We start from the raw sequence: 24331 nt of genomic DNA, 5'->3' as shown, positions 1-24331 counted from the left end.
CGAGCGGCGTCGAACCTTGCCGAGGCGGCGCACTCTGCACGACCATCGCATGGTGCCAGACACCCCATCGAGGAGAATCCATGACCGAACCCATGAGCAGCACGCAGCCGGCGATCCGTGTCGGCATTGGCGGCTGGACCTTCGAGCCTTGGCGCAGCAACTTCTATCCCGCCGGCTGGCCGCACAGCCGTGAACTGGAATACGCCAGTCGTCGGCTCAGCGCCATCGAGATCAATGGCACGTACTACAGTTCGCAGAAGCCGGCCACCTTCGCGAAGTGGCGGGACGAGACGCCGGACGACTTTGTCTTCTCGCTCAAGGCCTCCCGCTTTGCCACCAACCGCCGCGTGCTCGCCGAAGCAGGCGAATCGATCGAACGCTTCGTCAACAGCGGCATCACCGAACTGGCACACAAGCTCGGCCCCATCGTCTGGCAGTTTGCACCGACCAAGCGCTTCGACCCGGTGGACTTCGAAGCCTTCCTGAAACTGCTTCCCAACAAAGTGAGCGGCTTGTCCTTGCGTCATGTGGTGGATGTCCGGCACGACAGCTTCATGAGTGCCGACTACCTGGCACTGGCCCGTCGACATGGCGTTGCGACGGTGTTCACCGATTCCGACGAATATCCCGCCATGGCGGACGTCACTGGTCAATTGGTTTATGTCCGCATGATGCGCACGGATGCCAAGCTGCCCGAGGGCTGTGCGCCGTCCGTGCTGGACCGGGTGGCCGCCTGCGGGCAGGTCTGGCGAGACGGACACGAGCCGTCAGACCTGCCGCGCGTTGAGCCACCACCGCCCGCCACGGCGCCGCGGGACGTGTTCATGTTCTTCATCAGCGGTGCGAAGGAGAAGGCACCTGCTGCGGCAATGGCGCTGCTCAGGAGGTTGCCTTGATCAGGGAAGGGCAAGGCGATGGGGGGGCAAAGCATCGCATCGGTGGCCAGGACGCTGGGCGTGTCGATCAGACCTTGTTCAGCGAGACGAACAGCGACGTCAGCTCAAGTGACCCCGGCCCACCAGATCTTGAAAGCCTTGGAAACGGCACTGAACGATCGCCTCGTTCAGTTGCCGTTTTTTCTTTCGACCAACCGTCGACCCAGCCGCTACCATGGCCGCTACCCGCAGCTGCCTTGGGGCCACGCGCATGAGCGTCTCCGCCACCCGTCATTCCCCGCCTTCACAGCCGGCATCGCCCGCACTTCCGAAGGGCCGCCTGGATTGGCGCCAGCTGCTTGACTGGCTGCGCACCGACGGCTGGGTGACGCCGGCGGATGCCGAGCGGGTGATCAAGCGCTTCGGCGCCGGTGATTCCAGCCTGCATGCGATGGTGCGCCTGGGGGGCGCCGGGCTGCAGCGCAATGGGCGCGCGCTGGACACCGAAGTGCTGACCGAGTGGCTGGCCACGCGCAGCAAGCTGCCCTACCTGCGCATCGATCCGCTCAAGGTCGATGTCGGCCGCGTGGCCGATGTGATGAGCGTGCAGTACGCCGAATTGCGCAAGGTGCTGCCGGTGATCGTCGGCGCCGCGGAAGTGACGGTGGCCACCAGCGAACCCTTCGATACCGGCTGGATCGCCGAGATCGAATCGCACTCGCGCAAGCGCGTGAAGCTGGTGCTGGCCAATCCGGAGGACATCGCGCGTTACACCACCGAGTTCTATTCGCTCGCCAAATCGGTGCGGGCGGCGCAGAAGACCGGCGAGACCTCCAGCGTCTCCAGCTTCGAGCAACTGGTGGAGCTGGGCAAGAGCAACAAGCAGCTCGATGCCAACGACCAGGGGGTCGTGCAGGTGGTCGACTGGCTGTGGCAATACGCCTTCGACCAGCGCGCCAGCGACATCCACCTCGAGCCACGGCGCGACATGGGCGCGATCCGCTTTCGCATCGACGGCGTGCTGCACACCGTCTACCAGGTGCCGCTGACGGTGATGAACGCGATGACCGCGCGCATCAAGCTGCTCGGCCGCATGGATGTGATCGAGCGCCGCCGCCCGCAGGACGGCCGCATCAAGACCCGCCGCCCCGACACCCCCGATGCGCCAGGGGGGGGTGAGGTGGAAATGCGCTTGTCGACGCTGCCCACGGCCTTTGGCGAGAAGATGGTGATGCGGGTGTTCGACCCCGAAACCGTGGTGAAGACGGTTGAAGCACTGGGTTTCTCCACGCATGACGGCGAACGCTGGAAAGACCTGATCGCCCGGCCGCACGGCATCGTGCTGGTCACCGGCCCCACCGGCAGCGGCAAGACCACGACGCTGTATTCGACGCTGAAGTCGCTGGCCACCGATTCGGTGAACGTCTGCACCATCGAGGACCCGATCGAGATGATCGAGCCCTCGTTCAACCAGACCCAGGTGCAGGCGGCGCTGGACATGGGCTTTGCCGAAGGCCTGCGCGCACTGATGCGGCAGGACCCGGACATCATCATGGTCGGCGAAATCCGCGACCTGGCCACCGCCGAGATGGCGATCCAGGCCGCGCTGACCGGCCACCTGGTGTTCAGCACGCTGCACACGAACGACGCGGCCTCGGCGATCACCCGCCTGGCCGACCTGGGCGTGCCGACCTACCTGATCACCGCCACCGTGGTCGGCGTGCTGGCGCAGCGCCTGGCGCGCACGCTGTGCCCGGCCTGCAAGGCCCGCGATGAAGGCCTGACGCGTGAAACGCTGGACGAGCTGTCCCGGCCCTGGCGCCTGTCCGGCGGCGTGCGCCCCTACAAACCTGTGGGCTGCCTGGAATGCCGCCACACCGGCTACCGCGGCCGCGTCGGCCTCTACGAGCTGATGCTGATCAGCGAAGATGCTCGCCGCGCGATCCACCCGACGCTGGACACCGCCGCCTTGCGCAAACTGGTGGTCAAGGAAGGCATGCGCCCGCTGCGCCTGGCCGGCACGATGAAAGTCGCCGAAGGCGTTACCACCATCGACGAGGTGCTGCGCACCACGCCCAACTGGCACGACGCATAAAGAAACCCGCCAAGCTCCGCGGCCGGGGCTTAACGTTTACGTGGAAACCACAGCGCTCGACGGCGGGTCGCTCCCTAGAATCGGTCGCAAGTATCGAACCGCTTTCGAGGAGACACAGTGAAGATCAAGAGCCAGAAGGACTTCTGGTCGGGGTTGATGTTCATGGCCACAGGCATCGGTTTTGCCTGGGGCGCCACGAACTACAGCTTCGGCGTCGCGGCGCGTCCCGGGCCGGGCTACTTCCCGTTCGGGCTCGGCATCCTCCTGGCCTTGCTGGGAGCGTTCATCCTGTTCGAGTCACTCGTGGTCGAGACTGAAGACGGCGAACCAATCGGCGCCTGGGCATTCAAGCCCCTGGTCACGATCGTCGTGGCGGTCACCGTGTTCGGTCTGATGCTGCCGAGGCTGGGTCTGGTGATCTCGTTGCCGATCCTGATCGGCATCGTCAGCCTGGCCGGCGACGAGTTCCACTGGAAGGAAGTGCTGCTCAACTCCATTGTGCTCACTGTCGGGTCGTGGCTCATCTTCATTCTTGGCCTGAAGCTGGTGATTCCCGTGTGGCCTCCATTCATCACCGGCTGAGGGACAGACCATGGATCTCCTGAACAATCTTGCGCTGGGCTTCAGCGTTGCGTTCACGCTGCAGAACCTGGCCTATGCCTTCGGTGGCGCGCTGCTGGGCACGCTGATCGGCGTCTTGCCCGGCCTCGGGCCGGTGACCACCATCGCCATGCTCCTGCCGTCGATTTATGCGCTGGATGCAACGCCGGCGCTGATCATGCTGGCCGGCATCTACTACGGCGCGCAATACGGCGGCTCCACCACCGCGATCCTGATCAACGTGCCGGGCGAATCGAGTTCGGTGGTGACCGCGATCGACGGTTACCAGATGGCACGCCAGGGCCGCGCGGGGGCCGCGCTGGCCGCAGCCGGCCTGGGTTCGTTTTTCGCCGGTTGCGTCGGTACGATCATCATCGCGGCGTTTGCGCCTCCGCTGACCGAACTGGCCTTCAAGTTCGGTCCGGCTGAGTACTTCTCGCTGATGGTGCTCGGCCTGGTCGGCGCGGTGGTGCTGGCCTCGGGCTCGCTGATCAAGGCGATCGCGATGATCCTGCTCGGCCTGTTGCTGGGCCAGATCAATACCGATGTGATCTCCGGCGTGCCGCGTTACAGCTTCGACATCCCCGAACTGACCGACGGCCTCGGCTTCGTCGTCATCGCGATGGGCATCTTCGGTTTCGGCGAGATCGTGGCCAACCTGGGCCGCCCGGCCGAGCACCGCGAGGTGTTCACCAAGGAGGTCAAGGGCCTGTGGCCTACGCGCCAGGACTTCAAGCAAGCCTGGCCGGCAGTCCTTCGCGGCACCGCACTGGGGTCGATCCTCGGCGTGTTGCCTGGCGGTGGCGCGCTGCTCTCGTCGTTCGCCGCGTACACGCTGGAGAAGAAGATCGCCGGCAGCGATGGTCGTTTCGGCAAGGGCGACATCCGCGGCGTGGCCGGGCCGGAGTCGGCCAACAACGCTGGCGCCCAGACTTCGTTCATCCCGATGTTGACGCTGGGCATCCCGCCCAATGCAGTGATGGCGCTGATGGTCGGCGCGATGACGATCAAGGGCATCCAGCCCGGTCCTCAGGTGATGACCAGCAATCCGCAGCTGTTCTGGGGTCTGATCGCTTCGATGTGGGTCGGCAATGCGATGCTGATCGTGCTGAACCTGCCGCTGATCGGTATCTGGATCAAGCTGTTGACGGTGCCCTACCGCTTCCTGTTCCCGGCCATCGTCACGTTCTGCTGCATCGGCAGCTACACGCTGAACAACAACAGCTTCGATGTCTACATGACGGCGATCTTCTGTGTTGTCGGCTACCTGTTCTACAAGCTTGGCTGCGAACCCGCGCCGCTGCTGCTGGGCTTCATCCTCGGCCCGATGATGGAAGAGAACCTGCGCCGCGCCCTGCTGCTGTCGCGCGGCGACTGGATGACGTTCGGCACGCGGCCGCTGTCGGGTGCGCTGCTGCTCGCTGCGGCGGCGATGATCGTGGTGGTCACGCTGCCATCGATCAAGGCCAAGCGCGAAGAAGCCTTCCAGGACGATTGATCGTCAAGGGCGCAGCGCCGCGATGATGGCCTGCGCCGGCACGGCGGCGCGGTCGCGGCGCTGTAGCAGGCCGATCTCGCGCTGCAGTGCGGGGCCCGGCAGGCTCAGCAGGCGCAGTGCGGGATCCTCGTCCCAACGGGCATGCGCCAGCTGCGGCAGCAGCGTCACGCCGACGCGCTGGCGCACCAGTTCGACGATCGCCTCGATCGAGTTCAACTCCAGAAACTCCTGCACCTTGACCCGATGCTGGCGCAGCGCACGCTGCACCAGCGCACCGGTGCGCTGCTGGCGCTCGAAGCGCAGGAACGGATGCTCGGCCAGCTGCCGCAGCGCATCGCGGCCACGCACGCCGGCATGGGCGGCGAGCACCAGCGCTTCGCTGTACAGCGGTGTCCAGGCCAGCCCGCGCGCCGGCCGCGCGTCACCACGTACCAGCACCGCAGCGTCCAGCGCGCCCGAGGCGCAGGCGGCGGCCATGTCGATCGAGCGCGCCACGCTCAGCGTGACCTCCAGTTGCGGGTGCTCCCGTTTCAGGCCGACGACCACGCGCGACAAGGGCGCGACCGCGGAGACGATGCTGCCGACCCGGTAGGTGCCGACGATGGGCGTGCCGGCGCTGGCGGCGCGCTGGGAGGTGATGCTGCGCATCTCGTCGTGCAGCGCCACGAGGCGTTCGGCCCATGGCAGCAGCTCGCGGCCGGCATCGTTGAGCACCAGGTTGCGGCCGCCACGCAGGAACAGCTCGCGCCGGAACTCCGCCTCCAGCGCGCGCAGCTGCAGGCTGACCGCCGCTGCTGTCAGCGCGATACGGTCGGCCGCCACCGCCAGGCTGCCGCTGCGCGCCACGGCGACAAAGCTGCGTAGGTTGCGCAAGGTGTTCATTCAAGTTTTCCTTGATCGACAGGCAAGAAGGTTTCGATTTTCTTGGGAACGCGTCGGTCGCACAATGACTGAACGCCCACCAGGCTCGGCACCCGTCTGAAACCAGGATCACTCCGCGATGAACACCCCTCACAACGCCTTTCACTGGGGCAACGGCTACCCCTCCGCCCGCCTGCCGGTGTTTGCCCGCAACGTGGTCGCCACCTCGCACCCGCTGGCCGCGCAGGCCGGGCTGCGCATGCTGGCCGCTGGCGGCAATGCGGTGGATGCCGCGATCGCGACCGCCGCGGTGATGACCCTGGTTGAGCCCTGCAGCAACGGGCTGGGCTCGGATGCCTTTTGCATCCTGTGGGACGGCACGCAGTTGCATGGCCTGAATGCCTCGGGCCGTGCCCCTGCGGCCTGGACGCCCGAGTACTTTCGGCGCAAGCACGGTGCCGATGTGCAGCAGATGCCGGTGCGCGGCTGGGACAGCGTCACCGTGCCCGGCGCCGTGGGGGCCTGGGCGGCGCTGAGCGAGCGCTTCGGCCGCCTGCCTTTCGCCGACCTGCTGGCCCCGGCGATCGACATCGCCGAGCGCGGCTACATGGTGCCGGTGGTGGTGGGCGACAAGTGGGCCGCGGCGGCCCAGGTCGAAGCCTTGACCGCGCAGCCGGGTTTTGCCGAGACCTTTCTGCCGCGCGGCCGCGCGCCGGCGGTGGGCGAGTTGTTCCGCATGCCGGGCGCCGCGCGGGCCTTGCGCCTGATCGCCGAGACCCGCGGCGAGGCCTTCTACCGCGGCGAGATCGCAGCCGCCCTGGTGCGCCAGGCTCAAGCCCAAGGCGGCGCCCATGCACTCGCTGACTTGGCCGCTTATCAGCCCGAATGGGTGACGCCGCTGGCGCAGAACTACCGCGATGTGTCGCTGCACGAAATTCCGCCCAACGGGCAGGGCATCGCCGCACTGATCGCGCTGGGCATCGCCGAACACTTCGACCTGGCCGCTCTGCCCATCGATGGCCCCGAGGCGCAGCACATCCTGATCGAAGCGATGAAGCTGGCCTTTGCCGATGTCTACCGCTACGTGGCCGAACCGGCCAGCATGCGCGTGACCCCGGCGCAGATGCTGGACCCGGCCTACCTGGCCCAGCGCGCGAAGCGGATCGACCCGAAACGCGCCCAGGCCTTCGAGGCCGGCAGCCCGGCCGATGCCCACCGGCGCGGCGGCACCATCTACCTCACTGCGGCCGACGAACGCGGCATGATGGTCAGCTTCATCCAGAGCAACTACATGGGCTTCGGCTCCGGCGTGGTGGTGCCCGAGTACGGCGTGTCGCTGCAGAACCGCGGCCACGGCTTCAGCCTCGACGCCGGCAGTGCGAATGTCGTGGCGCCGGGCAAGCGGCCGTTCCACACCATCATTCCGGCCTTCGTGATGCAGCAGGGCCAGCCGCTGATGAGCTACGGCGTGATGGGCGGCAACATGCAGCCGCAGGGCCACTTGCAGACGCTGGTGCGCATGATCGATCACCGCCAGAACCCGCAGGCGGCCTGCGATGCGCCGCGCTGGCGCTTCAACGAAGGCCTGTCGATCAACGTGGAATCGGCGATGCCGGCCGCCACCGTGGCAGCGCTGGCCGAGCGCGGCCATGCGATGGAGGTGCTGCAGGACAGCTACCAGGACTTCGGCGCTGGCCAGTTCATCTGGCGCCTGGGCGAGCCGGCCCGTGAAGGTTACGTGGCCGCCAGCGATCCGCGGCGTGACGGCCAGGTGGCCGGCTTCTGATCTCGCCGATCGGCCTCCGCCGCGGGGCGTGGCGAGGCGGGGCGGATCAGATCAGTTCGTCGATCGCCGCCAGCAACTGCCGTGCATCCAGCGGCTGCGACAGGTAGCTGCGGGCGCCGGCACTGAACGCGGCGTCGATACGGTCGGGCCGGGGGTCGTCGGACAGCACGATCACCGGGATCGCCCGCGTGCGTGGGTCGCGGCTCAGCTGCTTCAGGGTTTCCAGCCCGTCGCCGTCAGGCAGCGCCAGGTCGAGCAGCACCAGGTGCGGTGCATCGGTTTCGGCGCGCACCAGGCCTTCAGCGGCGCTGCCGGCATGGCGCAGCTGGACCTGCGGCCGGTCGTGCAAGGCTTCGGCCAGGAAATCGGCGCGGCCCGCATCGGCGTGGATGCACAGGATGCGCTGCGGCGCCGCGACGGCCACCGTGCCGGTGCTGCCGCTGCTCGCCGGGCTGGTCGAGGGGCCGGGCAGCGGGCTGCTGGCCGTGGCCGGCTCGGCTCGCGACAGGTCGAGCACGTTGCCCAGCACCCGTTCGGCCTGGCGGCGGCGCAGGCTCTCGCTGAGGTCGTGCAGCGCACACACCGCAGCGCTGGCGCGGCCGTCCCGTTCCCGCAGCACCCGTAGCGTCAGCAGTGCCGGCACCACGCGGCCGCCGGCCAGGCGCAGGCGCAGCGAGTTGTGCTGCAGCTCGTCGCCGGATTGCTGGATCAACCCGACGATGCGGTTCGGGACGGGCTGGTCCTCGTCCTGCAGCAACTCGTCGATCGTGCGTCGCCGCAGCTCGGCCGGCGTGCTGCCGACGAGGTCGGCAAACGCCGCATTGACGCGCTGGATGCGGCCATCGGGATCGATCAGCGCGAGACCGCTCTGCACGGTGTCGAACACGCCATCCAGCGATCGTTCCTGACGCTGCAGCTGCGACCGCAGCTGGTCGATATCGCGCTGCATGTCCATGCTGCGCTGCCGCCCTTCGGCTTCGATGCGTTGCACGCGGCCGGTCACCGTCAGCAGCAGCGCCGCCAGCAGGCCGCCCCCGGCCAAGGCGGGCAACGCAAACAGCCACACACCGCCTTGCGTGCGAACCGGCTGGCTGATGCGCATGGCCCACTTGCGGCCCGCGAACTCGAAGCCGCCTTGGCGGCTGAAGCTGTTGTCGCGCGCACCGGCGGTCTCGCAGCCGTTCGGGCCGTAGAGGCGGCGGCGCTCGACGCGCGGGTCGGCGTCGAACAGGCAGGCTTGCAGCGCATCGGTGCGTGCGGCCATCAGCGGGGTCAGCAGGCGGTCGACCAGCACCGTGGCAAACACCACCTGGCGCTGCGGCGCGCCGGGGTCGGCCATCAGCGCCTGGTAGACGACGAAGGCGGTGCGGCCCTCGGCACCGTCGGGTGTGATCACCGGCGAGACCACGGCGCTGTCCTGCGCCAAGGCCTTGTTCAGCGTGGCGCGCAACTGCGCGGAGCTGGCCAGCGTTTCGCCGGCGCCGGCCGGTGCGCCGGCCGCAGCCGTCAGCGCGCTGAGCAGGTGTCGGACAGGGGCGTTGACGGTGCCGCTATCACCGCGCGCGGCCTCGAGCCAGCCGATCTCGGCCACGCCGGTGGTCCGGGTGAGCCAGGGCCGCGCCAGCGCATCGAAGGGCGCACCCGACAAGGGCACAGCACTGGCCTGCATCGCACCCTGCACGGCCAACACGGCTTGTACCGGTGCATCGAGCAAGGCCTGGGTGCGCGCAAACACCACATCGGCGTCGCGTTCGAAGCGCGCCAGGGCGTTCTGGCGATCCCGCTCGTCCACCGCGGCCAGTGCGGCCAGCAGCAGCAACGACGACAGGCCCAGCGGCAGCGCCACCGATCGCCGCCGTGCCAGCCAACGCGCACGCTGCGGCGCGGTGAAAGCCAGGATCACCGGCACCAGCAGCAGCACCGTGGCGGCATCGGCCGTGCCACGCACCAGTGCCGCGACGACCGGCCGCGTCACCGCCGACGAGGCCAGCAGCAGGTCGGCGGCCAACTCCGCCACGGCACCCATCATGCCGCTGACCAGCGCCACGGCGATCAGCCGGCGGATGGCCGGGTCGGTGTCCAGCGCCAGGTCGTCCGGCCGGCCGGACCGGCGCATCAACAGGCCGCCGAAAGCCGCTTGCGACAGCAGCACCAGGGCGTCGAAGAACTGCCCGGCACTGGGCTCGCCGAAGGGCCAGGCCCAGGCGCCCAGCGCGGCGCCCACGGCCACCGCAGGCAGCGCACGCCAGCCGATGCGGGCGGTGGCGGCCAGCGCCAGGGCCAGAGCCGGCATCAGCGGCGGAATCAGCGTGTTGGCCACTTCGTACTGCGGCGTGAGCTGCCACAGCAGCGGCAGGCCCAGCAGCACCAGCAGCATCAGGCCATAGCGCTGCCAGCGTCGGGCGTTGGCGGGGACAGGCAGTGGGGCGGGGGAAGCGGAGGAGATCGGCATGCGCTGGCGCGAAGAAGATGGCGCGACGGGAGAACGCGGGAGCCTAGCACTTGCAGCGCACGACCCGCATCCGCAGTACCCAGCGAATGCCGTGCCAGCGGCCCCCGGATTGCGGGAGGCTGCAGGCCGCCCTTCCTAGAATGCCCCGATGACTTCACCCCAGCCGGGCCATCCGGCGCCTGCCCGTCCCGCCGTGCGCCTGTGGCCGGGCTTGCCGATGGCGCTGGGCGGCGCCATTGCGTTCTCCGGCAAGGCCATCATCGTCAAGCTGGCCTACCGGCATGACGTGGATGCGGTGGTGCTGCTGATGTACCGCATGCTGTTCGCGATGCCGCTGTTCGTGCTGCTGGCCTGGTGGGCCGGACGCGGCCGGCCGCGCCTGGACCGGCGCGACCTGCTGGGCGTGGCCTGGCTCGGATTCTCGGGCTTCTACCTCGCAAGCTACCTGGACTTCATCGGCCTGCAGTACATCAGCGCCAGCCTGGAACGGCTGATCCTGTACCTGACGCCCACGCTGGTGCTGCTGATCGGCTGGCTGCGCCACGGCTGGCGGGTCAGCGGGCGGCAGATGCTGGCCTTGGCCATCAGCTATGCCGGCGTGCTGCTGGTGTTCGGTCATGAATTGGCGCTGCAGCGGCCGCATGTCGCGATCGGCGCCACGCTGGTGCTGCTGAGCACGCTGAGCTACGCGGTCTACCTCGTGTACAGCGGCGAGCTGGTACTGCGCCTGGGCGCCGCGCGCATGACCGGGCTGGCCAGCTCGGTGGCCTGCGTGCTGTGCATCGTGCAGTTCCTGCTGCTGCGGCCGTTGGGCGACGCGCGGGTGGCGGCGCCGGTGATCGGCCTGTCGGTGCTGAATGCGGTGCTGTGCACGGTGACGCCGGTGCTGCTGATGATGATGGCGATCGAGCGCCTGGGCTCGGCGCTGACCTCGCAGATCGGCATGGTCGGCCCGGTCAGCACCATCCTGCTGGGCGTGTGGCTGCTCGGCGAGCCCTTCACCGCATGGACCGCGGCGGGTACGCTGTGTGTGCTGATGGGCGTCTGGTTTCTGGCGCGCTGGCGATGACGCAAAAACAAGGAGCAGGAGCATGGATCTGGGCATTGCAGGCAAGTGGGCGCTGGTGTGCGCGGCGAGCAAAGGGCTGGGCAAGGGCTGCGCGCAGGCGCTGGTGCGCGAGGGCGCGCAGGTGGTCATCACCGCGCGGGGCGTCGAGGCGCTGGAAGCCACTGCGGACGAACTGCGCCTCGCGCATCCGCGCAGCGTGGTCATCGCGGTGGCGGGCGACATCACCACGCCCGAAGGCCGCGCTGCGGCACTGGCCGCCTGCCCGCAGGTAGACATCCTGGTCAACAACGCCGGTGGTCCGCCGCCGGGCGATTTCCGCCAGTGGGACCGCGACGCCTGGATCAAGGCGCTGGACGCCAACATGCTGACGCCGATCGAGCTGATCAAGGCCACCGTCGACGCGATGGCCGAGCGGGGCTTCGGCCGCGTCGTCAACATCACCTCGGGCGCGGTGAAGGCGCCGATCGACACGCTGGGCCTGTCCAACGGCGCGCGCAGCGGCCTCACCGGCTTCGTGGCCGGGCTGTCGCGCCAGCCCCGCCTGGCCGGGCGCAACGTGACGATCAACAACCTGCTGCCGGGTTCGTTCGACACCGATCGACTGCAAGCCAGCTTCCGCGGTGGTGCGGCGAACGCCGGCCAGGCGATCGAAGAGCTGGTCGAGCGCCGCCGGCGCACGATTCCTGCCGGGCGTTTCGGCAACGCCGCCGAGTTCGGCGAGTTCTGCGCCTTCCTGTGCAGCCGCCAGGCCGGCTACCTGACCGGCCAGAACCTGCTGATCGATGGCGGCGCCTATCCGGGCACGTTCTGAGCACCCCCAAACCTGCCGCTTCGCGTCAGGCCCCCGATGAGGTCAGGCAAAGTGGCAGAGCCACATTTGCTTGAGAAGGCCCGAGGCCAGCCGTCCGCCGAGGGATCCAGGAAAGTGGCAGGGCCACAGGGCGCTGAGAAGGTCTAAGCTTCGGATCTGTACTCGCGCGGCACGGGTGGCGGTGCCGCGATGCTGCGATGGAGGCCGATCATGGCGCGTTGGGTGATGCTGCTGCTGGCGTGGTGTTTCGCGGGCTGCGCCAGCCCGCCGGTGGTGATCAACAGCGATCACCTGTTTGCTGATGCGCTGTTCAAGCCGCCCACGGTGACCATCGCCGCCGAAGAGGTGCTGCGCTTGAGCCCGGCGATGCGGAGCTTCCTGCGGCATGACATCGGCGCCGGCGCTCAACGCCGGGCGCCGAACCTTGTGCTGCTGGATGCGCTGTACACCCGCAACCAGCTGAAGCTGCGCTACGACACGACGATGACCCGCAATGCCGTCGAAGCCTTCGACGCGCGCGCGGGCAACTGCATGTCGCTGGTGATCATGACGGCCGCATTCGCCCGCGAGCTGGGGCTGCCGGTGCGCTACCAGAGCGTCTACACCGATCCGAACTGGGGCCGCCGCGGCAACCTCTATTTCACGATCGGCCACATCAACCTGTCGGTGGGCCGGCCGCGCGACCTGACGCGTGCATTCGGCGACTCGGCCGACTGGGTGACCGTCGATTTCCTGCCGCAGCGCGACCTGCTGGGCCAGCGCTTCCAGGTCATCGAAGAGCCGACACTGATCGCGATGTACATGAACAACAAGGCCGCCGAAGCGCTGAGCGCCGGCCAACTGGATGACGCGTACTGGTGGATCAAGGCCGCGCTGCAGCAGGACAAGCAACTGCTCTTTGCCTACAACACGCTGGGCGTGATCTACCAGCGACATGGCAACCTGGCGCAGGCCGAGCAGACGCTGCGCTTCGCGCTGGCGCGGGACCCTGACAGCGTGCAGGTGGTGGGCAACCTGGCGCAGCTGCTCACCGACCAGGGGCGCAGCACCGAGGCGCAGCCCTTGTTCGCCCGGCTGGCGCGGCTGCAGCCCGACCCGCCGTTCAAGTTCTTCGAGCTCGGCCGCACGGCGATGCAGCAGGGTGAGTACCGACAGGCCAAGGCGCTCTTCGAGCGCGAGCTGGCGCGTGACCCGGACTACCACGAGTTCCACTTCTGGCTGGCCCTGGCCTACCTGAAGCTCGGCGACAGCGGCCGCGCCGCGCGCCACCTGGCCGCGGCCCGCGACAACAGCAACTCCGGCGAGGAGGAAGCCCTGTACGCGGCGAAGCTGGCGCGCCTGAAGGCCGAGACGGTTCACTGAGCCGCCGCCTGTCGCACGGTCGGCTGGGCCGCCGCCTGTCGCACCGGCGGCCGGGCCGCCGCCTGTCGATACACTGCGGCCCTCCCAGACCACCGCTCCCGCCGCCGTGTCCGACCGCCTTGCCGTGCTGCCGCAATACCTGCTGCCCAAGCAGGCCCTCACCGCGCTGGCCGGAGCGATCGCCTCGCGCCCCTGGGGCGGGCTGACGACGCGCAAGATCCGCTGGTTCGTCGGCCGCTATGGCGTGAACATGGCCGAAGCGGCGAACCCCGACATCGCCAGCTACGCCACCTTCAACGCCTTCTTCACGCGGCCGCTGAAACCCGATGCGCGGCCGCTCGCCGACGCCGCGCTGATCTGCCCGGTGGATGGGGCGATCAGCCAGTTCGGCGCCATCGCGCGCGACCAGATCTTCCAGGCCAAGGGCCATGCGTACACCACCACCGCACTGGTCGGCGGCGATGCCGCGCTGGCGGCCGACTACCAGGACGGCCACTTCGCCACGCTGTACCTCAGCCCCAAGGACTACCACCGCATCCACATGCCTTGCGACGGCCGGCTGCGCCGCATGATCCACGTGCCCGGCGCGCTGTTCTCGGTCAACCCGAGCACCGCGCGCGGCGTGCCCGGCCTGTTCGCGCGCAACGAGCGCGTGGTCTGCGTCTTCGACAGCGCCGCCGGGCCCTTCGTGCTGGTGCTGGTGGGTGCCACCATCGTCGGCAGCATGGCCACCGTCTGGCATGGGGTGGTCAACCCGCCGCGCCCGGGCCGGCTGCGCGACTGGGTCTACACCGGTGAGCAGGCCATCACGCTGAAGCAGGGCGACGAGATGGGCCGCTTCCTGCTGGGCTCGACAGTGGTGATGCTGTTCCCCAAGCAATGGGCCGGCGCACCGCTGGCCTTCAACCCGGCCTGGGCGCCGGGCCAGGCGATCCAGCTGGGCGAGGCGATGGCCAGCGCGCGCGCTTCTCGCTAGCATCCCGCCATGGCACTCACCCTCTACGGCTACACCGGCAGCGGCTCCGCGGCTGCCGAGGCGGGGTTGCTGCTGGCCGGCCTGGCGTTCCGCTCGGTCCAGGCGGCCAGCTGGGATGAAAAGTCGGCGCTGGCCGAACTGCGCGGCGTCAACCCGCTGGCGCAGATCCCGACGCTGGTGTGGGACGACGGCACGGTGATGACCGAAAGCGCCGCGATCCTGATCGAGCTGGGCCTGCGCTACCCCGACAGCGGCCTGCTGCCCACCGAGCCCGCCGAGCGCGGGCGCGTGATCCGCGGGCTGGTCTACATCGCCGCCAACTGCTACGCGATGATCGGCATCATCGACTACCCCGAGCGCGTGCTCGCCGAACCCAGCGAAGGCGAGAACAAGCGCGTGATCCAGCGCAGCCGCGCCCGGCTGCACGAGCTGTGGGACCAGTTCGCCGACCAGTTTCCGGCCACGCCCTTCCTCGGCGGCGCCGCGCCGAACGCGCTGGATGTGCTGGCGGCGGTGGTCTCGAAATGGTCGGGCACGCGCAAGCACCTGGCGGCCTCGCGGCCCGCGTTTTCGCAGGTGCTGGCTCGCATCGAACAGCATGCGGTGCTGGCACCGGTGTTCGCGCGGCATTGGCCGCCGGCGGCCTGAGCACGGCCGTCAGGCGCTGGCCTTCTTGGGGAGCTCATAGCGCCGTTCTGGTCGTGATGCGGGCGCTCAGGCTCAGCCGCCGGACAGGCTGTGGTGATCGTCGCGCAAGGCGCCGGTCAGGTGCACGGTGCAATCCACCCGGTCCACCGCATGGGGTGGCGTTGCCGCGGCCTCGGTCACCGAGGCATTCGACAGGCGCGCCGGCAGCGCCATGCCGAGCGGAAGCTGCAGCGGGTGTTGCAGCCATTCGCGCAGCACCAGGCCATGCGTCACGACGGCCAGCGGCCCGCCCAGGCGCTGCTGCAAGGCCAGCAGCTCGGCCCAGGCCAGCGCGCAGCGCTCGCTGAACATGGCCTGCGATTCACCGCCGGGTGGCGCTTCGACCATCGTCAGCGGGTTGAAGCCCAGATCGTCGTAGGCCTGGCCGCGCAACTCGCCGTAGTTGCGTTCGTGCAGCAGCGCCGAGGTGCTGATGGGCAAGCCGGTCAGGCGGCCGAGCGCGGCGGCGGTCTGCAGCGCACGCGGCAGGTCACTGGCCAGGATGCCGGCCAGCGGCTGCGCCGCCAGGCGCTGGGCCAGCGCTTCGGCCTGGGCCAGGCCGCGTGGGCTCAACGGGGTGTCGGCCGGTTGCAGCACGCGGGCGGCATTCAGCAGGGTTTCGCCATGGCGGATCAGCAGCAGCGTCATTCGAAGTCCTTCAGCGCGTGCGCGCGGCAGTGGGGTGCCGAACTATTTTTGCCGGCGCATGACGCCTGCGGTCAAGAGCCGCTTGCACCGCGCGCACCAGCTCGCTCGCGAGCACTTACTGGCGTCAGCGGCGCAAGGCCTCATCGGGCCAGGGTCACGCCACCATCGACCGTCAGCGTCGTGCCGACCACATAGTCTCCGGCGCGCGACGCCAGGTAGATCGCCGCGCCAGCCATGTCGTCGTCATTGCCGATGCGGCGAGCGGGAATGTGCTCGGCGATCTCGTCGCCGTGGTCGCGCGCGTCGCGGTTCATCTCCGACGCAAACGCGCCGGGCGCAATGGCGCTGACGACGATGTTGTCCTGCACCAGGCGCAGCGCCATGCGCCGGGTCATGTGGATCAGGCCGGCCTTGCTGGCGGCGTACGAATAGGTTTCCTGCGGGTTGACCGACTGGCCGTCGATCGACGCGATGTTGATCACCTTGGCCGGCTGTGCCTGCGCGCCTTTGATCAGCAGCGCGTGCAGGGCCTGGGTCAGGAAGAAGGGCGTCTTCAGGTTCAGGTTCACCACCTTGTCCCAGCCGCTTTCCGGGAACTCGTCGAAGGCCGCGCCCCAGGCTGCGCCGGCGTTGTTGACCAGGATGTCCAGATGCGATTCGCGTTCGGCATAGGCCGCCGCCAGCTGCTTCACGCCGGCGGCTGTCGACACATCGGCCGGCAGCGAGACGCAGGGCCCCAGCGCCGACAACTCGGCCGCGGCGGCGTTGCAGGCCTCGGCCTTGCGCGCCGAGATGTAGACCCGGGCGCCGGCTTGCAGGAAGCCGGCGGCGATCATGCGGCCGATGCCGCGCGAGCCGCCGGTGATCAGGGCCGTGCGGCCGGCGAGCGAAAAGAGGGTGGACATGCAGAGTCTCCGAAGGCTTGTTGTGGACTGGCGGCGATCATCGCCGTCAATGCCGCCGGGTGCAGTCGCGCAGGTGCCAGTGAGGCCAGGGCAGTGGCCGGATGCCGGCCCAGGGTTTTTCGAACTTCACGTAGGCTGCGCGGCATTCATCCACAACACGCGGCGGAGCAAGCGACATGGTGCAAGCAATCCAGATCCAGCAGTACGGCGGCCCCGAGGTCATGCAGCTCTTCGATGTCGCCGTCGGCGAGCCCGGACCGGGCGAGGTGCGCATCCGTCATCACGCGGTCGGCCTGAATTTCATCGATGTCTACCAGCGCACGGGGCTGTACCAGAACCCGCTGCCGCTGACCCTCGGCATGGAAGGCGCCGGCGTCATCGAGGCGGTGGGCGAAGGCGTCACGCACCTGGCGGTGGGTGACCGCGCGGCCTACGCCAGCAACCCGCCCGGCAGTTATGCGCAGGCCCGCGTGATGCCGGCCAAGTGCGTGTGCAAGCTGCCCGATGCGATCTCGTTCGAAACCGGCGCGGCGATGATGCTGAAGGGCCTGACCGCGCAGTACCTGCTGAAGAAGACGCAGCCGCAGGGCGGGCTGCAGGCCGGTGATCACGTGCTGTGGCATGCCGCGGCCGGCGGTGTCGGGCTGATCGCCTGCCAGTGGGCCAAGGCGATGGGGCTGCAGCTGATCGCCACTGCGGGCAGCGATGCCAAGTGCCAGCTGGCGCTGGCGCACGGCGCGGCCCATGCCATCAACTACCGGACCGAGAACTTCGTGCAGCGCGTCAAGGCGCTGACCGGCGGCGCCGGCGTCAAGGTGGTCTACGACTCGGTGGGCAAGGACACCTTCGAAGGCTCGCTCGATGTGCTGCGCCCCTTCGGCCTGCTGGCCAGCTTCGGCAATGCCTCGGGGCCGGTGCCGCCGTTTTCGCCTGGCATCCTGGCCGCCAAGGGCTCGCTGTACATCACGCGGGCCACGCTGTTCACGCACATCGCCACGCGTGAGGCCACGCAGGCCATGGCCGACGATCTGTTCGGCGTGGTCAGCAGCGGCGCGGTGAAGATCCGCATCGACCAGCGCTTCGTGATGGCCGAGGTGGCGCAGGCTCACCGTGACCTGGAAGCGCGCCAGACCACCGGTTGCAGCATCCTGTTGCCTTGAGCCACCGGCCGGGCTGATCAGCCGGCGGCCGGGATCGTCAGGCCGCGCGCCACCGCCGGCCGCGCGATGAAGTCGGCCAGCGCCCGCGTGACGTGGGGGAACTCGGCGATGCGCACCAGCTCGCCGGCGTCGTAGAAGCCGATCAGGTTGCGCACCCAGGGGAAGGTGGCGATGTCGGCAATGCTGTAGGCGTCGCCCAGCAGCCAGCGCCTGTCGGCCAGCTGGCCGTTCAGCACCGCCAGCAGGCGGCGGGATTCGTCGATGTAGCGGTCGCGCGGCCGCTTGTCCTCGTAGGCCTTGCCGGCGAATTTGTGGAAGAAGCCGACCTGGCCGAACATCGGGCCGATGCCGCCCATCTGGAACATCAGCCACTGGATCGCTTCGTAGCGGCCGGCGGCGTCCGGCGGGATCAGCTGCCCGGTCTTCTCGGACAGGTACAGCAGGATGGCGCCGGATTCGAACAGCGGCAGCGGCCGGCCGCCGGGGCCGTCGGGGTCCAGGATGGCCGGGATCTTGTTGTTCGGGCTCAGCGACAGGAACTCGGGCGACAGCTGGTCCTGGCGATCGAAGGCGACGCGGTGCACCTCGTAGGGCAGGCCGATTTCCTCCAGCATGATCGAGACCTTCACGCCATTCGGCGTGGGCAGCGAATACAGCTGCAGGCGCTCGGGGTGGCGTGCGGGCCACTTCCGGGTGATCGGGAAGGCTGAGAGCTGGTGGGCACGATCGGCGGACAGGGCGCTCAAGGCATACCTCGGAAAGTTGGCGGGTGCGGGCCGCGCAGGTTCGCACAGATGGCGAAACCCGATGCCGCGTGCGGTTTCAGGCCGATGGGTCAGCGACCGGCTGGCTTCAGCCTGTCGATCCGATGCCCGGCAGATCCACCGGCACGATGAAGCGGAAGCAGCTGCCCTGGCCGGGCTGGCTGTCGACCTCGATGCGCCCGCCCATCAGCTGCACCAGCCGGCGCACGATGGCCAGGCCCAGGCCGGTGCCGCCGTAGCGCCGCGTCACGCTGCCGTCGGCCTGCGTGAAGGGCTCGAAGACGATGGCCAGCTGATCGGGCGTCATGCCGATGCCGGTGTCGCGCACGCTGCAGGCCAGCAGCAGGTGGTGGGCGTCGCCGGTGACTCGTTCCACATGCACCTGGATGCCGCCCATGGCGGTGAACTTCAGCGCGTTGCCGGCCAGGTTCAGCAGCAATTGGCGCCAGCGCGGCGCATCGGCGATCACGTCGTCGGGCACGTCGGCGGCAATCGTCCAGTCGAAGTCCAGGCCGCGCTGCAGGGCCTGCACCTGCAAGGGCGCCAGCGCCTGGTGCAGCGTCTCGGCCAGCGACATCGGCAGCGGCTGCAAGGTCAGCTTGTCCGCCTCGACCTTGGACAGGTCCAGCACGTCGTCGATGATCTGCATCAGCCCTTGCGCCGAATTCAGCACCAGCTCCAGGTAGTGGCGTTGGCGCTCGTCGAGCTCGCCGTTGAGCAGCAGCCGCGTCAGGCCCAGCACGCCATTCATCGGCGTGCGCAATTCGTGGCTCATGTTCGCGAGGAAGGTGCTTTTGGCGCGGTTGGCCGCTTCGGCGGCGTCGCGCGCGGCTTCCAGTGCCGCCAGTGCGGCTTTCAGGTCGCTGATGTCGCGGGCATTGAACTGCAGCATCGCCGCGCCGGTGACCGGGTCGCGCACCGCACGCGCGTCGATGGCGTGCCAGCGCTGGCCCTGGCGCGTGCGCAGCAGCGCTTCGCCGGCATGGCCGCGGCCGGCGCGCACGGTGACGACGATGGCGCCGGCCAGTTCGGCATCGTCGAACAGGTCGGCAAAGTCGTCCGCTGCCTCGGTCTCGATGCCGCCGAAGGCCGCCACCGCGGCCGGGTTGCGCATCAGCGCCGGGCCGCCGTCGATGCGGTGCATCGCCACCCGCACGGGGGTGTGGCGCATGGCCTCGATGCCGCGCAGCATCGCCGGGTCGTAGCTCGCGGCCAGCGGCTCCGACGCAAACAGGATCGCCTGCTGGCCATTGCCCAGCCGGATGCCGCGCGACAGCAGCTGCGAGGTCATCGGTTCGTCGCGCGGGTACAGCGTCCAGGCCTCGCGCACCAGCCGGCCCATCGCATGCTGCTGCATGCTGACCAGCAGCCGGGCCCGGGCGGGCAGCGAGATGTCGGAATAGTCGCGTGTGGTGAGTTCGGCCAGGTCATCCGCGCGCCAGAAGCCCAGCGCCGCGGTGTTGGCCCAGACGATGCCGGGGCGGTCGACATCGAACACCCACATCGGCACGTTCAGCCAGGCGTAGTGCGGCAGGTCGGCGGCGTCCAGCATGGGCGCCAGGGCCTCCGGCTCGGTCAGCGAGGCCCCGTGTTCCGGTGTCATGGCGCAGCGGTGTTCATCGGCGCCTAGCCTAGGCGGCTGGTGTCGCGGCGTCCACCCGGGCTGTCCCGAGGCGGCGGCCGCTCAGCGGCCGTTCCGGCCACGTCCTTTGAACACCAGCCACAGGGCTCCCAGCACCGCGCCGACATAGCCGATCAGCCCGAAAGCCGGCAATCCGAGCAGCTGGGGGCCACCGCCCACCGTCATCACTATTGATGAGCCGATGATCAGCGCGGCCACCACCAGGCCGACGGCGATGCGCTGGGCGGCGCGGTCCAGCTGGTCGACCACCGGGCGCAGGTCAGTGACGTCGATCTGCACCTGGATGCGGCCGCGGCGCACCGTGCGCAGCAACTGCGCCAGATCATGCGGCAGGCCGCCGATCAGCGTGGCGACGCGGCGCAGCGAGCCCCAACTGCGCCGGGCCAGCTCCTGCGGCGCATAGCGGTCCTGCAGCGCCTGGCGCAGCAGCGGCTGGGCCTCGGCGGCCATGTGGAAACTCGGGTCCAGACTGCGGCCCAGGCCTTCGAGCGTGATGAAGACCTTGATCAGCAGCGCCAGGTCGGCCGGCAGCGCCAGCTGGTGGCCGCGCAGGATGGCGGTGACATCGCCCAGCATGGTCCCCAGGCTCAGCTCGGCCAGCGGCACGCCGTGGTAGAGGTCGACAAAGGCCTCGATGTCGGTGCGCAACGCCGCGTCGTCGACCGGCATCTCGTCGCCGGCCCAGTCCACCAGCACCTCGGCCACCGCGCCGGCATCGCGCTGTACCAGGCCCAGCATCAGTGTCAGCAGCTCGTCGCGGCGCTGCGGCGAGACGCGGCTGATCATGCCGAAATCGATGAACGCGATGCGGTTGCCGGGCAGGAAGAACAGGTTGCCGGGGTGCGGGTCGGCATGGAAGAAGCCGTCGCGCACGATCATCTTCAGCACCGCGTTGGCGCCGCGCTGCGCGATCAGCCGACGGTCCAGCCCGGCGGCGTCGATCCCGGCCAGATCTTCGGCCGGCACGCCGCGGATGCGCTGCTGCACATTGACGCGCCGGCTGGTGTGCTGCCAGTACACGCGCGGGATCACGATCTCCGGCTGACCGGCAAACGACGCGGCAATGCGCTCGGCGTTGCGGCATTCGGTGGCCAGGTCCAGCTCGCGGCGCAGCGAGCGGGCCAGCTGGCGCGCCAGCTCCACCGGGCGGTAGGGCGCCAGTTCGGGCCAGTGGCGCTCGGCCATGCCGGCCAGCCGTTCCAGCAAGCGCAGGTCGGCGTCGATGGTGGCCTCGATGCCGGGCCGGCGCACCTTCACGATCACCTCGGTACCGTCGACGAGCGTGGCGGCGTGCACCTGGGCGATCGACGCGGCGGCCAGCGGCGCATCGTCCCAGTGCAGGAACACCTGCTCGGGCGGCGCACCCAGGTCGTCGCTCAGCTGCGCGCGCAGCGCGGCCATGGCCACCGGTGGCGCGCGGCTGTGCAGCTTCTCGAGCTGGGCGATCCAGCGCGGGCCCATCAGGTCGGCACGGCCGGCGAGGATCTGGCCCAGCTTGACGAAGGTGGGGCCCAGCTCTTCCAGTGCGCAGCGCAGCTGCTCCGGCGGGCTCAGCCGCGCCAGGTCGGCAGCATGGGCCAGGTGCAGCGCCTGGCCGGCCTTGTCCAGCGCGTCGGCCCAGCCCAGCCGGTGCACCATGTCGCCCAGGCCATGCCGCACGAAGACCGCGGCAATGTGCTGCAGCCGGCCCAGGTCGCGGGTGTTGAGCACGGCTTGCAGCGCGGTCATTGCCGGCGGGAGCTGAGGGCGCCGTCAGGAACGCCGCACGCGGCGCAGCTCGTCGATCACCAGGCAGATGGCGCCGAGGGTGATCGCGCTGTCGGCCAGGTTGAATGCCGGGAAATAGCCGCCGGGGAACATCGGCGCCAGCCAGCTCCAGTGGAATTGCAGGAAGTCGACGACGTAGCCATGCAGCAGGCGGTCGATGACATTGCCGAGCGCGCCGCCCAGGATCATCGTCACTGCGAAGCAGAACAGCTTCTGCGTTGGATGCGTGCGCAGCATCCACACGATGAACACCGAGGCGAACACGCCCAGCCCGACAAAGAACCAGCGCTGCCAGCCGGCGGCGTCGGCCAGGAAGGAGAACGCCGCGCCGGTGTTGTGGGCCCGCACCAGATTGAAGAAGGAGGTGACGGTGCGGCTGTCGTGCAGCCGAAAGTCGCCCATCACCAGCACCTTGGTGAACTGGTCGAGCAGGATCACCACCGAGGCGAGGCCCAGCCACAAGGCGAGCGGCGTGGCGGAAGACTTGGAAGAGGGCATGACGGGGAGACGAGGGCTGTGACGGTGCGGGTGGGCCGCTACTGTAGCCGCAGCGCTTTGGCCAGCTGTTCCAGCGTGAAGGGCTTGGGCACCACCGCATCCATGCCGGCGGCCAGGCATTCGGCCTGGTCCGCCGCGGTGGCCGTGGCCGTCAGCGCGATCACCGGAATGCGCGGCAAGTCCAGCGTGCGTTCCTGCGCACGGATCTCGCGCGTGGCGGCCAGGCCGTCGAGCACCGGCATGCGGCAATCCATCAGCACCAGCTGCGGCCGCTGGGTCTCGCGCAAGGCGCGGCTCACTGCCTGCTTGCCGTCGGGCACGTGTTCGTGCGGGATGCCGAGTTTGTCGAGGAAGCTGCAGACGATCATCGCGTTGACCTCGTCGTCTTCGGCCACCAGCACCCGGCCCGGCAGCGTGCCGGGGTCGGGCGGGCCGGCGGCCTCGGCCTGCACGTCGGCCACCACCGGCAGCAGCGCACTGAAGACGAAGCTCGATCCGCGGCCGGGCTCGCTGTGCACCACGATGTCGCCGCCCATGGTCTGCGCGATCTCGCGCGCAATCGTCAGGCCGAGTCCGACACCGTCGGTCGGTATGTCGCCGTCCCGCTCGGACTGGTGGAAGGCCTGGAAGATGCTCGCGCGCTCGGCCTCGCCGATGCCGGGGCCGGTGTCGCGCACCTCCAGCCGCATGTGCTCGCCGTCGCAAGACAGGCTCAAGCGTACCTCGCCCTGCGGCGTGAACTTGATCGCGTTGCCCAGCAGGTTGTGCAGCACCTGGCGCAGCCGCACCACGTCGCCTTGCACCCAATGCGGGCGGCCCACGCTGCAGTGCCAATGGAAGCCCAGGCCGGCATCGGCGGCGCGCAACGCAAACACCTCGGCCACCTGCTCGACCTGCGAGACCAGATCGAAGCGCTCGGCGTGCAGCACGAAGCGGCCGGCATCGGCGCGCGAGACATCCAGCAGGTCGTTGATCAGCCCCAGCAGGTGCGTGCCCGAGGATTCGATCAACTCGACCCGGTGGCTGAGCTCGGCATCGCGGGACTCCAGGTGCATCAGCCGCGCCAGCCCGAGCATGCCGTGCAGCGGCGTGCGCAGCTCATGGCTGAGCTTGGCCAGAAACTGCTGACGCAGCGCAATCTGCTGCTGCGCCAGCTGCAGCGCGGCGTCCTTCTGCGCCACCAGGTCCTGGGCCTGCAGCCGCAGCAGCATGCCGGCGGCCAGCCGGCGCGAAGTGCCGCGCGCGGTGGACAGCAGCAGCGCCAGCAGGATGAGCTGGCTGCTGGCGGTGATGCCGGCAACGTCGTCGCCGCGCATCGCCAGGCCGACGGTGCTGAACAGCAGCATCGGCGCGACATACGCGGCGCTGGAGGCCAGGTGCACCTGCAGCCCGAAGGTGGCCACGCAGCTCACTGCGTCCACCGCGGCCATCACCAGGGCGGTGGTGGCCACCGGTTCGCCCATCATGCGCATCGCGCCGATGCCCCAGACCACGCCGTCCAGCACCAGCAGCCACAGCGTCCATCGCTGCCAGCGCCGGCCGTCGCTATCGCCTGAACTGAGCGTCTCCGGGCCCTGGGACAAGCGCCGGCTGTGCCGCTGGTAGGCCTGGGCCAGCAGGATGCGGGCGCCGGCGACCAGCAGCTTGGCAGCGATCCAGGCGCCCACCTGCAGCAGCGGCACGCGGTCGCGGAAATGCCAGGCCATCATCACCGCGAAGAGCGTGGCGGCGAGGGTGCCGGCGCGCGTGTGCGTCAGCACCATGCGCAGCTGCTCGTGCGCCACCTGCATGCGCAGCGCCGGTGTCAGCGCGATCCCCAGCTCGCCCGCGACGCGGTCCAGCATCGAGGGGCGCTGCCGGGGATCCATGCCCCAT

Annotated in this window: 20 protein-coding genes; 11 read left to right on the top strand and 9 right to left on the bottom strand. The window is 69.3% G+C overall.

Annotated features, from left to right (window positions below; translation table 11 throughout):
* Positions 1-80: 80 nt before the first annotated feature.
* The 4 genes from VLK61_RS31185 to VLK61_RS31170 all read left to right on the top strand — a co-directional run bounded on the left by VLK61_RS31185 (position 81) and on the right by VLK61_RS31170 (position 5068).
* Positions 81-896, top strand: a complete 816-nt coding sequence (locus VLK61_RS31185) for a DUF72 domain-containing protein (protein ID WP_325427472.1) — start codon at positions 81-83, stop codon at positions 894-896.
* Positions 897-1146: 250 nt separating this feature from the next.
* Positions 1147-2970, top strand: a complete 1824-nt coding sequence (locus tag VLK61_RS31180; RefSeq protein WP_325427470.1) for a GspE/PulE family protein — start codon at positions 1147-1149, stop codon at positions 2968-2970.
* Between the two features lie 117 nt (positions 2971-3087).
* Positions 3088-3552, top strand: coding sequence for a tripartite tricarboxylate transporter TctB family protein (locus tag VLK61_RS31175; RefSeq protein WP_325427468.1), 465 nt, complete (start codon positions 3088-3090; stop codon positions 3550-3552).
* Between the two features lie 10 nt (positions 3553-3562).
* Entirely contained in the window at positions 3563-5068 is a 1506-nt protein-coding gene (locus VLK61_RS31170; protein WP_325427466.1) for a tripartite tricarboxylate transporter permease, read from the top strand.
* 3 nt (positions 5069-5071) lie between these two features.
* Here the strand turns inward: VLK61_RS31170 and VLK61_RS31165 are convergent, their stop codons facing one another.
* A complete protein-coding gene (locus VLK61_RS31165; protein ID WP_325427464.1) occupies positions 5072-5950 on the bottom strand; it encodes a LysR family transcriptional regulator in 879 nt (292 codons plus the stop codon).
* A 118-nt stretch (positions 5951-6068) separates the two neighbouring features.
* On the opposite strand from VLK61_RS31165, the gene VLK61_RS31160 reads away from it, so the two are divergent.
* The gene (locus VLK61_RS31160; RefSeq protein ID WP_325427462.1) at positions 6069-7715 is read left to right on the top strand and encodes a gamma-glutamyltransferase family protein; all 1647 of its coding nucleotides are present in this window, start codon (positions 6069-6071) and stop codon (positions 7713-7715) included.
* A 46-nt stretch (positions 7716-7761) separates the two neighbouring features.
* Here the strand turns inward: VLK61_RS31160 and VLK61_RS31155 are convergent, their stop codons facing one another.
* A complete protein-coding gene (locus VLK61_RS31155) occupies positions 7762-10167 on the bottom strand; it encodes a response regulator (protein ID WP_325427460.1) in 2406 nt (801 codons plus the stop codon).
* 148 nt (positions 10168-10315) lie between these two features.
* Here VLK61_RS31155 and VLK61_RS31150 point away from each other — a divergent pair, with 148 nt between their 5' ends.
* The 5 genes from VLK61_RS31150 (at position 10316) to VLK61_RS31130 (ending at position 15033) form a co-directional block, all read left to right on the top strand.
* Positions 10316-11236 (top strand): DMT family transporter, encoded by a 921-nt coding sequence (locus VLK61_RS31150; protein WP_325427458.1) that lies wholly within the window; start codon positions 10316-10318, stop codon positions 11234-11236.
* A 22-nt stretch (positions 11237-11258) separates the two neighbouring features.
* Entirely contained in the window at positions 11259-12047 is a 789-nt protein-coding gene (locus VLK61_RS31145) for an SDR family oxidoreductase (RefSeq protein WP_325427456.1), read from the top strand.
* Positions 12048-12257: 210 nt separating this feature from the next.
* Entirely contained in the window at positions 12258-13409 is a 1152-nt protein-coding gene (locus VLK61_RS31140; protein ID WP_325427454.1) for a tetratricopeptide repeat protein, read from the top strand.
* Between the two features lie 106 nt (positions 13410-13515).
* Positions 13516-14385 (top strand): archaetidylserine decarboxylase, encoded by an 870-nt coding sequence (gene asd, locus VLK61_RS31135; RefSeq protein ID WP_325427452.1) that lies wholly within the window; start codon positions 13516-13518, stop codon positions 14383-14385.
* Positions 14386-14394: 9 nt separating this feature from the next.
* Positions 14395-15033 carry a glutathione S-transferase family protein gene (locus VLK61_RS31130; protein ID WP_325427450.1) on the top strand — a complete coding sequence of 213 codons (639 nt, stop codon included), beginning with the start codon at positions 14395-14397 and terminating at the stop codon, positions 15031-15033.
* Between the two features lie 72 nt (positions 15034-15105).
* Here the strand turns inward: VLK61_RS31130 and VLK61_RS31125 are convergent, their stop codons facing one another.
* Both VLK61_RS31125 and VLK61_RS31120 read right to left on the bottom strand, forming a co-directional pair.
* Entirely contained in the window at positions 15106-15720 is a 615-nt protein-coding gene (locus tag VLK61_RS31125) for a histidine phosphatase family protein (RefSeq protein ID WP_325427448.1), read from the bottom strand.
* A gap of 140 nt (positions 15721-15860) precedes the next feature.
* Entirely contained in the window at positions 15861-16625 is a 765-nt protein-coding gene (locus tag VLK61_RS31120) for an SDR family oxidoreductase (RefSeq protein WP_325427446.1), read from the bottom strand.
* A 176-nt stretch (positions 16626-16801) separates the two neighbouring features.
* Here VLK61_RS31120 and VLK61_RS31115 point away from each other — a divergent pair, with 176 nt between their 5' ends.
* Positions 16802-17785: a quinone oxidoreductase family protein gene (locus tag VLK61_RS31115; RefSeq protein WP_325427444.1), complete on the top strand. Its 984-nt coding sequence runs from the start codon at positions 16802-16804 to the stop codon at positions 17783-17785.
* Between the two features lie 17 nt (positions 17786-17802).
* On the opposite strand, the gene VLK61_RS31110 is transcribed toward VLK61_RS31115, so the two are convergent.
* From VLK61_RS31110 to VLK61_RS31090, 5 genes are all read right to left on the bottom strand, one after another.
* Complete coding sequence (locus VLK61_RS31110; protein WP_325427484.1) at positions 17803-18522, bottom strand: glutathione S-transferase N-terminal domain-containing protein; 720 nt, start codon at positions 18520-18522, stop codon at positions 17803-17805.
* A 115-nt stretch (positions 18523-18637) separates the two neighbouring features.
* Positions 18638-20152, bottom strand: coding sequence for a hybrid sensor histidine kinase/response regulator (locus tag VLK61_RS31105; RefSeq protein ID WP_325427442.1), 1515 nt, complete (start codon positions 20150-20152; stop codon positions 18638-18640).
* 81 nt (positions 20153-20233) lie between these two features.
* A complete protein-coding gene (locus VLK61_RS31100) occupies positions 20234-21919 on the bottom strand; it encodes an ABC1 kinase family protein (RefSeq protein ID WP_325427440.1) in 1686 nt (561 codons plus the stop codon).
* A 24-nt stretch (positions 21920-21943) separates the two neighbouring features.
* Positions 21944-22456 carry a signal peptidase II gene (gene lspA, locus VLK61_RS31095; RefSeq protein WP_325427438.1) on the bottom strand — a complete coding sequence of 171 codons (513 nt, stop codon included), beginning with the start codon at positions 22454-22456 and terminating at the stop codon, positions 21944-21946.
* A 38-nt stretch (positions 22457-22494) separates the two neighbouring features.
* Entirely contained in the window at positions 22495-24324 is a 1830-nt protein-coding gene (locus VLK61_RS31090) for an ATP-binding protein (RefSeq protein ID WP_325427436.1), read from the bottom strand.
* Positions 24325-24331: the final 7 nt, after the last annotated feature.

Source organism: Aquabacterium sp. (genome assembly GCF_035476535.1).
In the GTDB taxonomy this organism is placed as follows: Bacteria; Pseudomonadota; Gammaproteobacteria; order Burkholderiales; family Burkholderiaceae_C; genus Pseudaquabacterium.
Note: the sequence above shows the minus strand (reverse complement) of the source record. Positions and strands in the feature narration are given on the sequence as shown.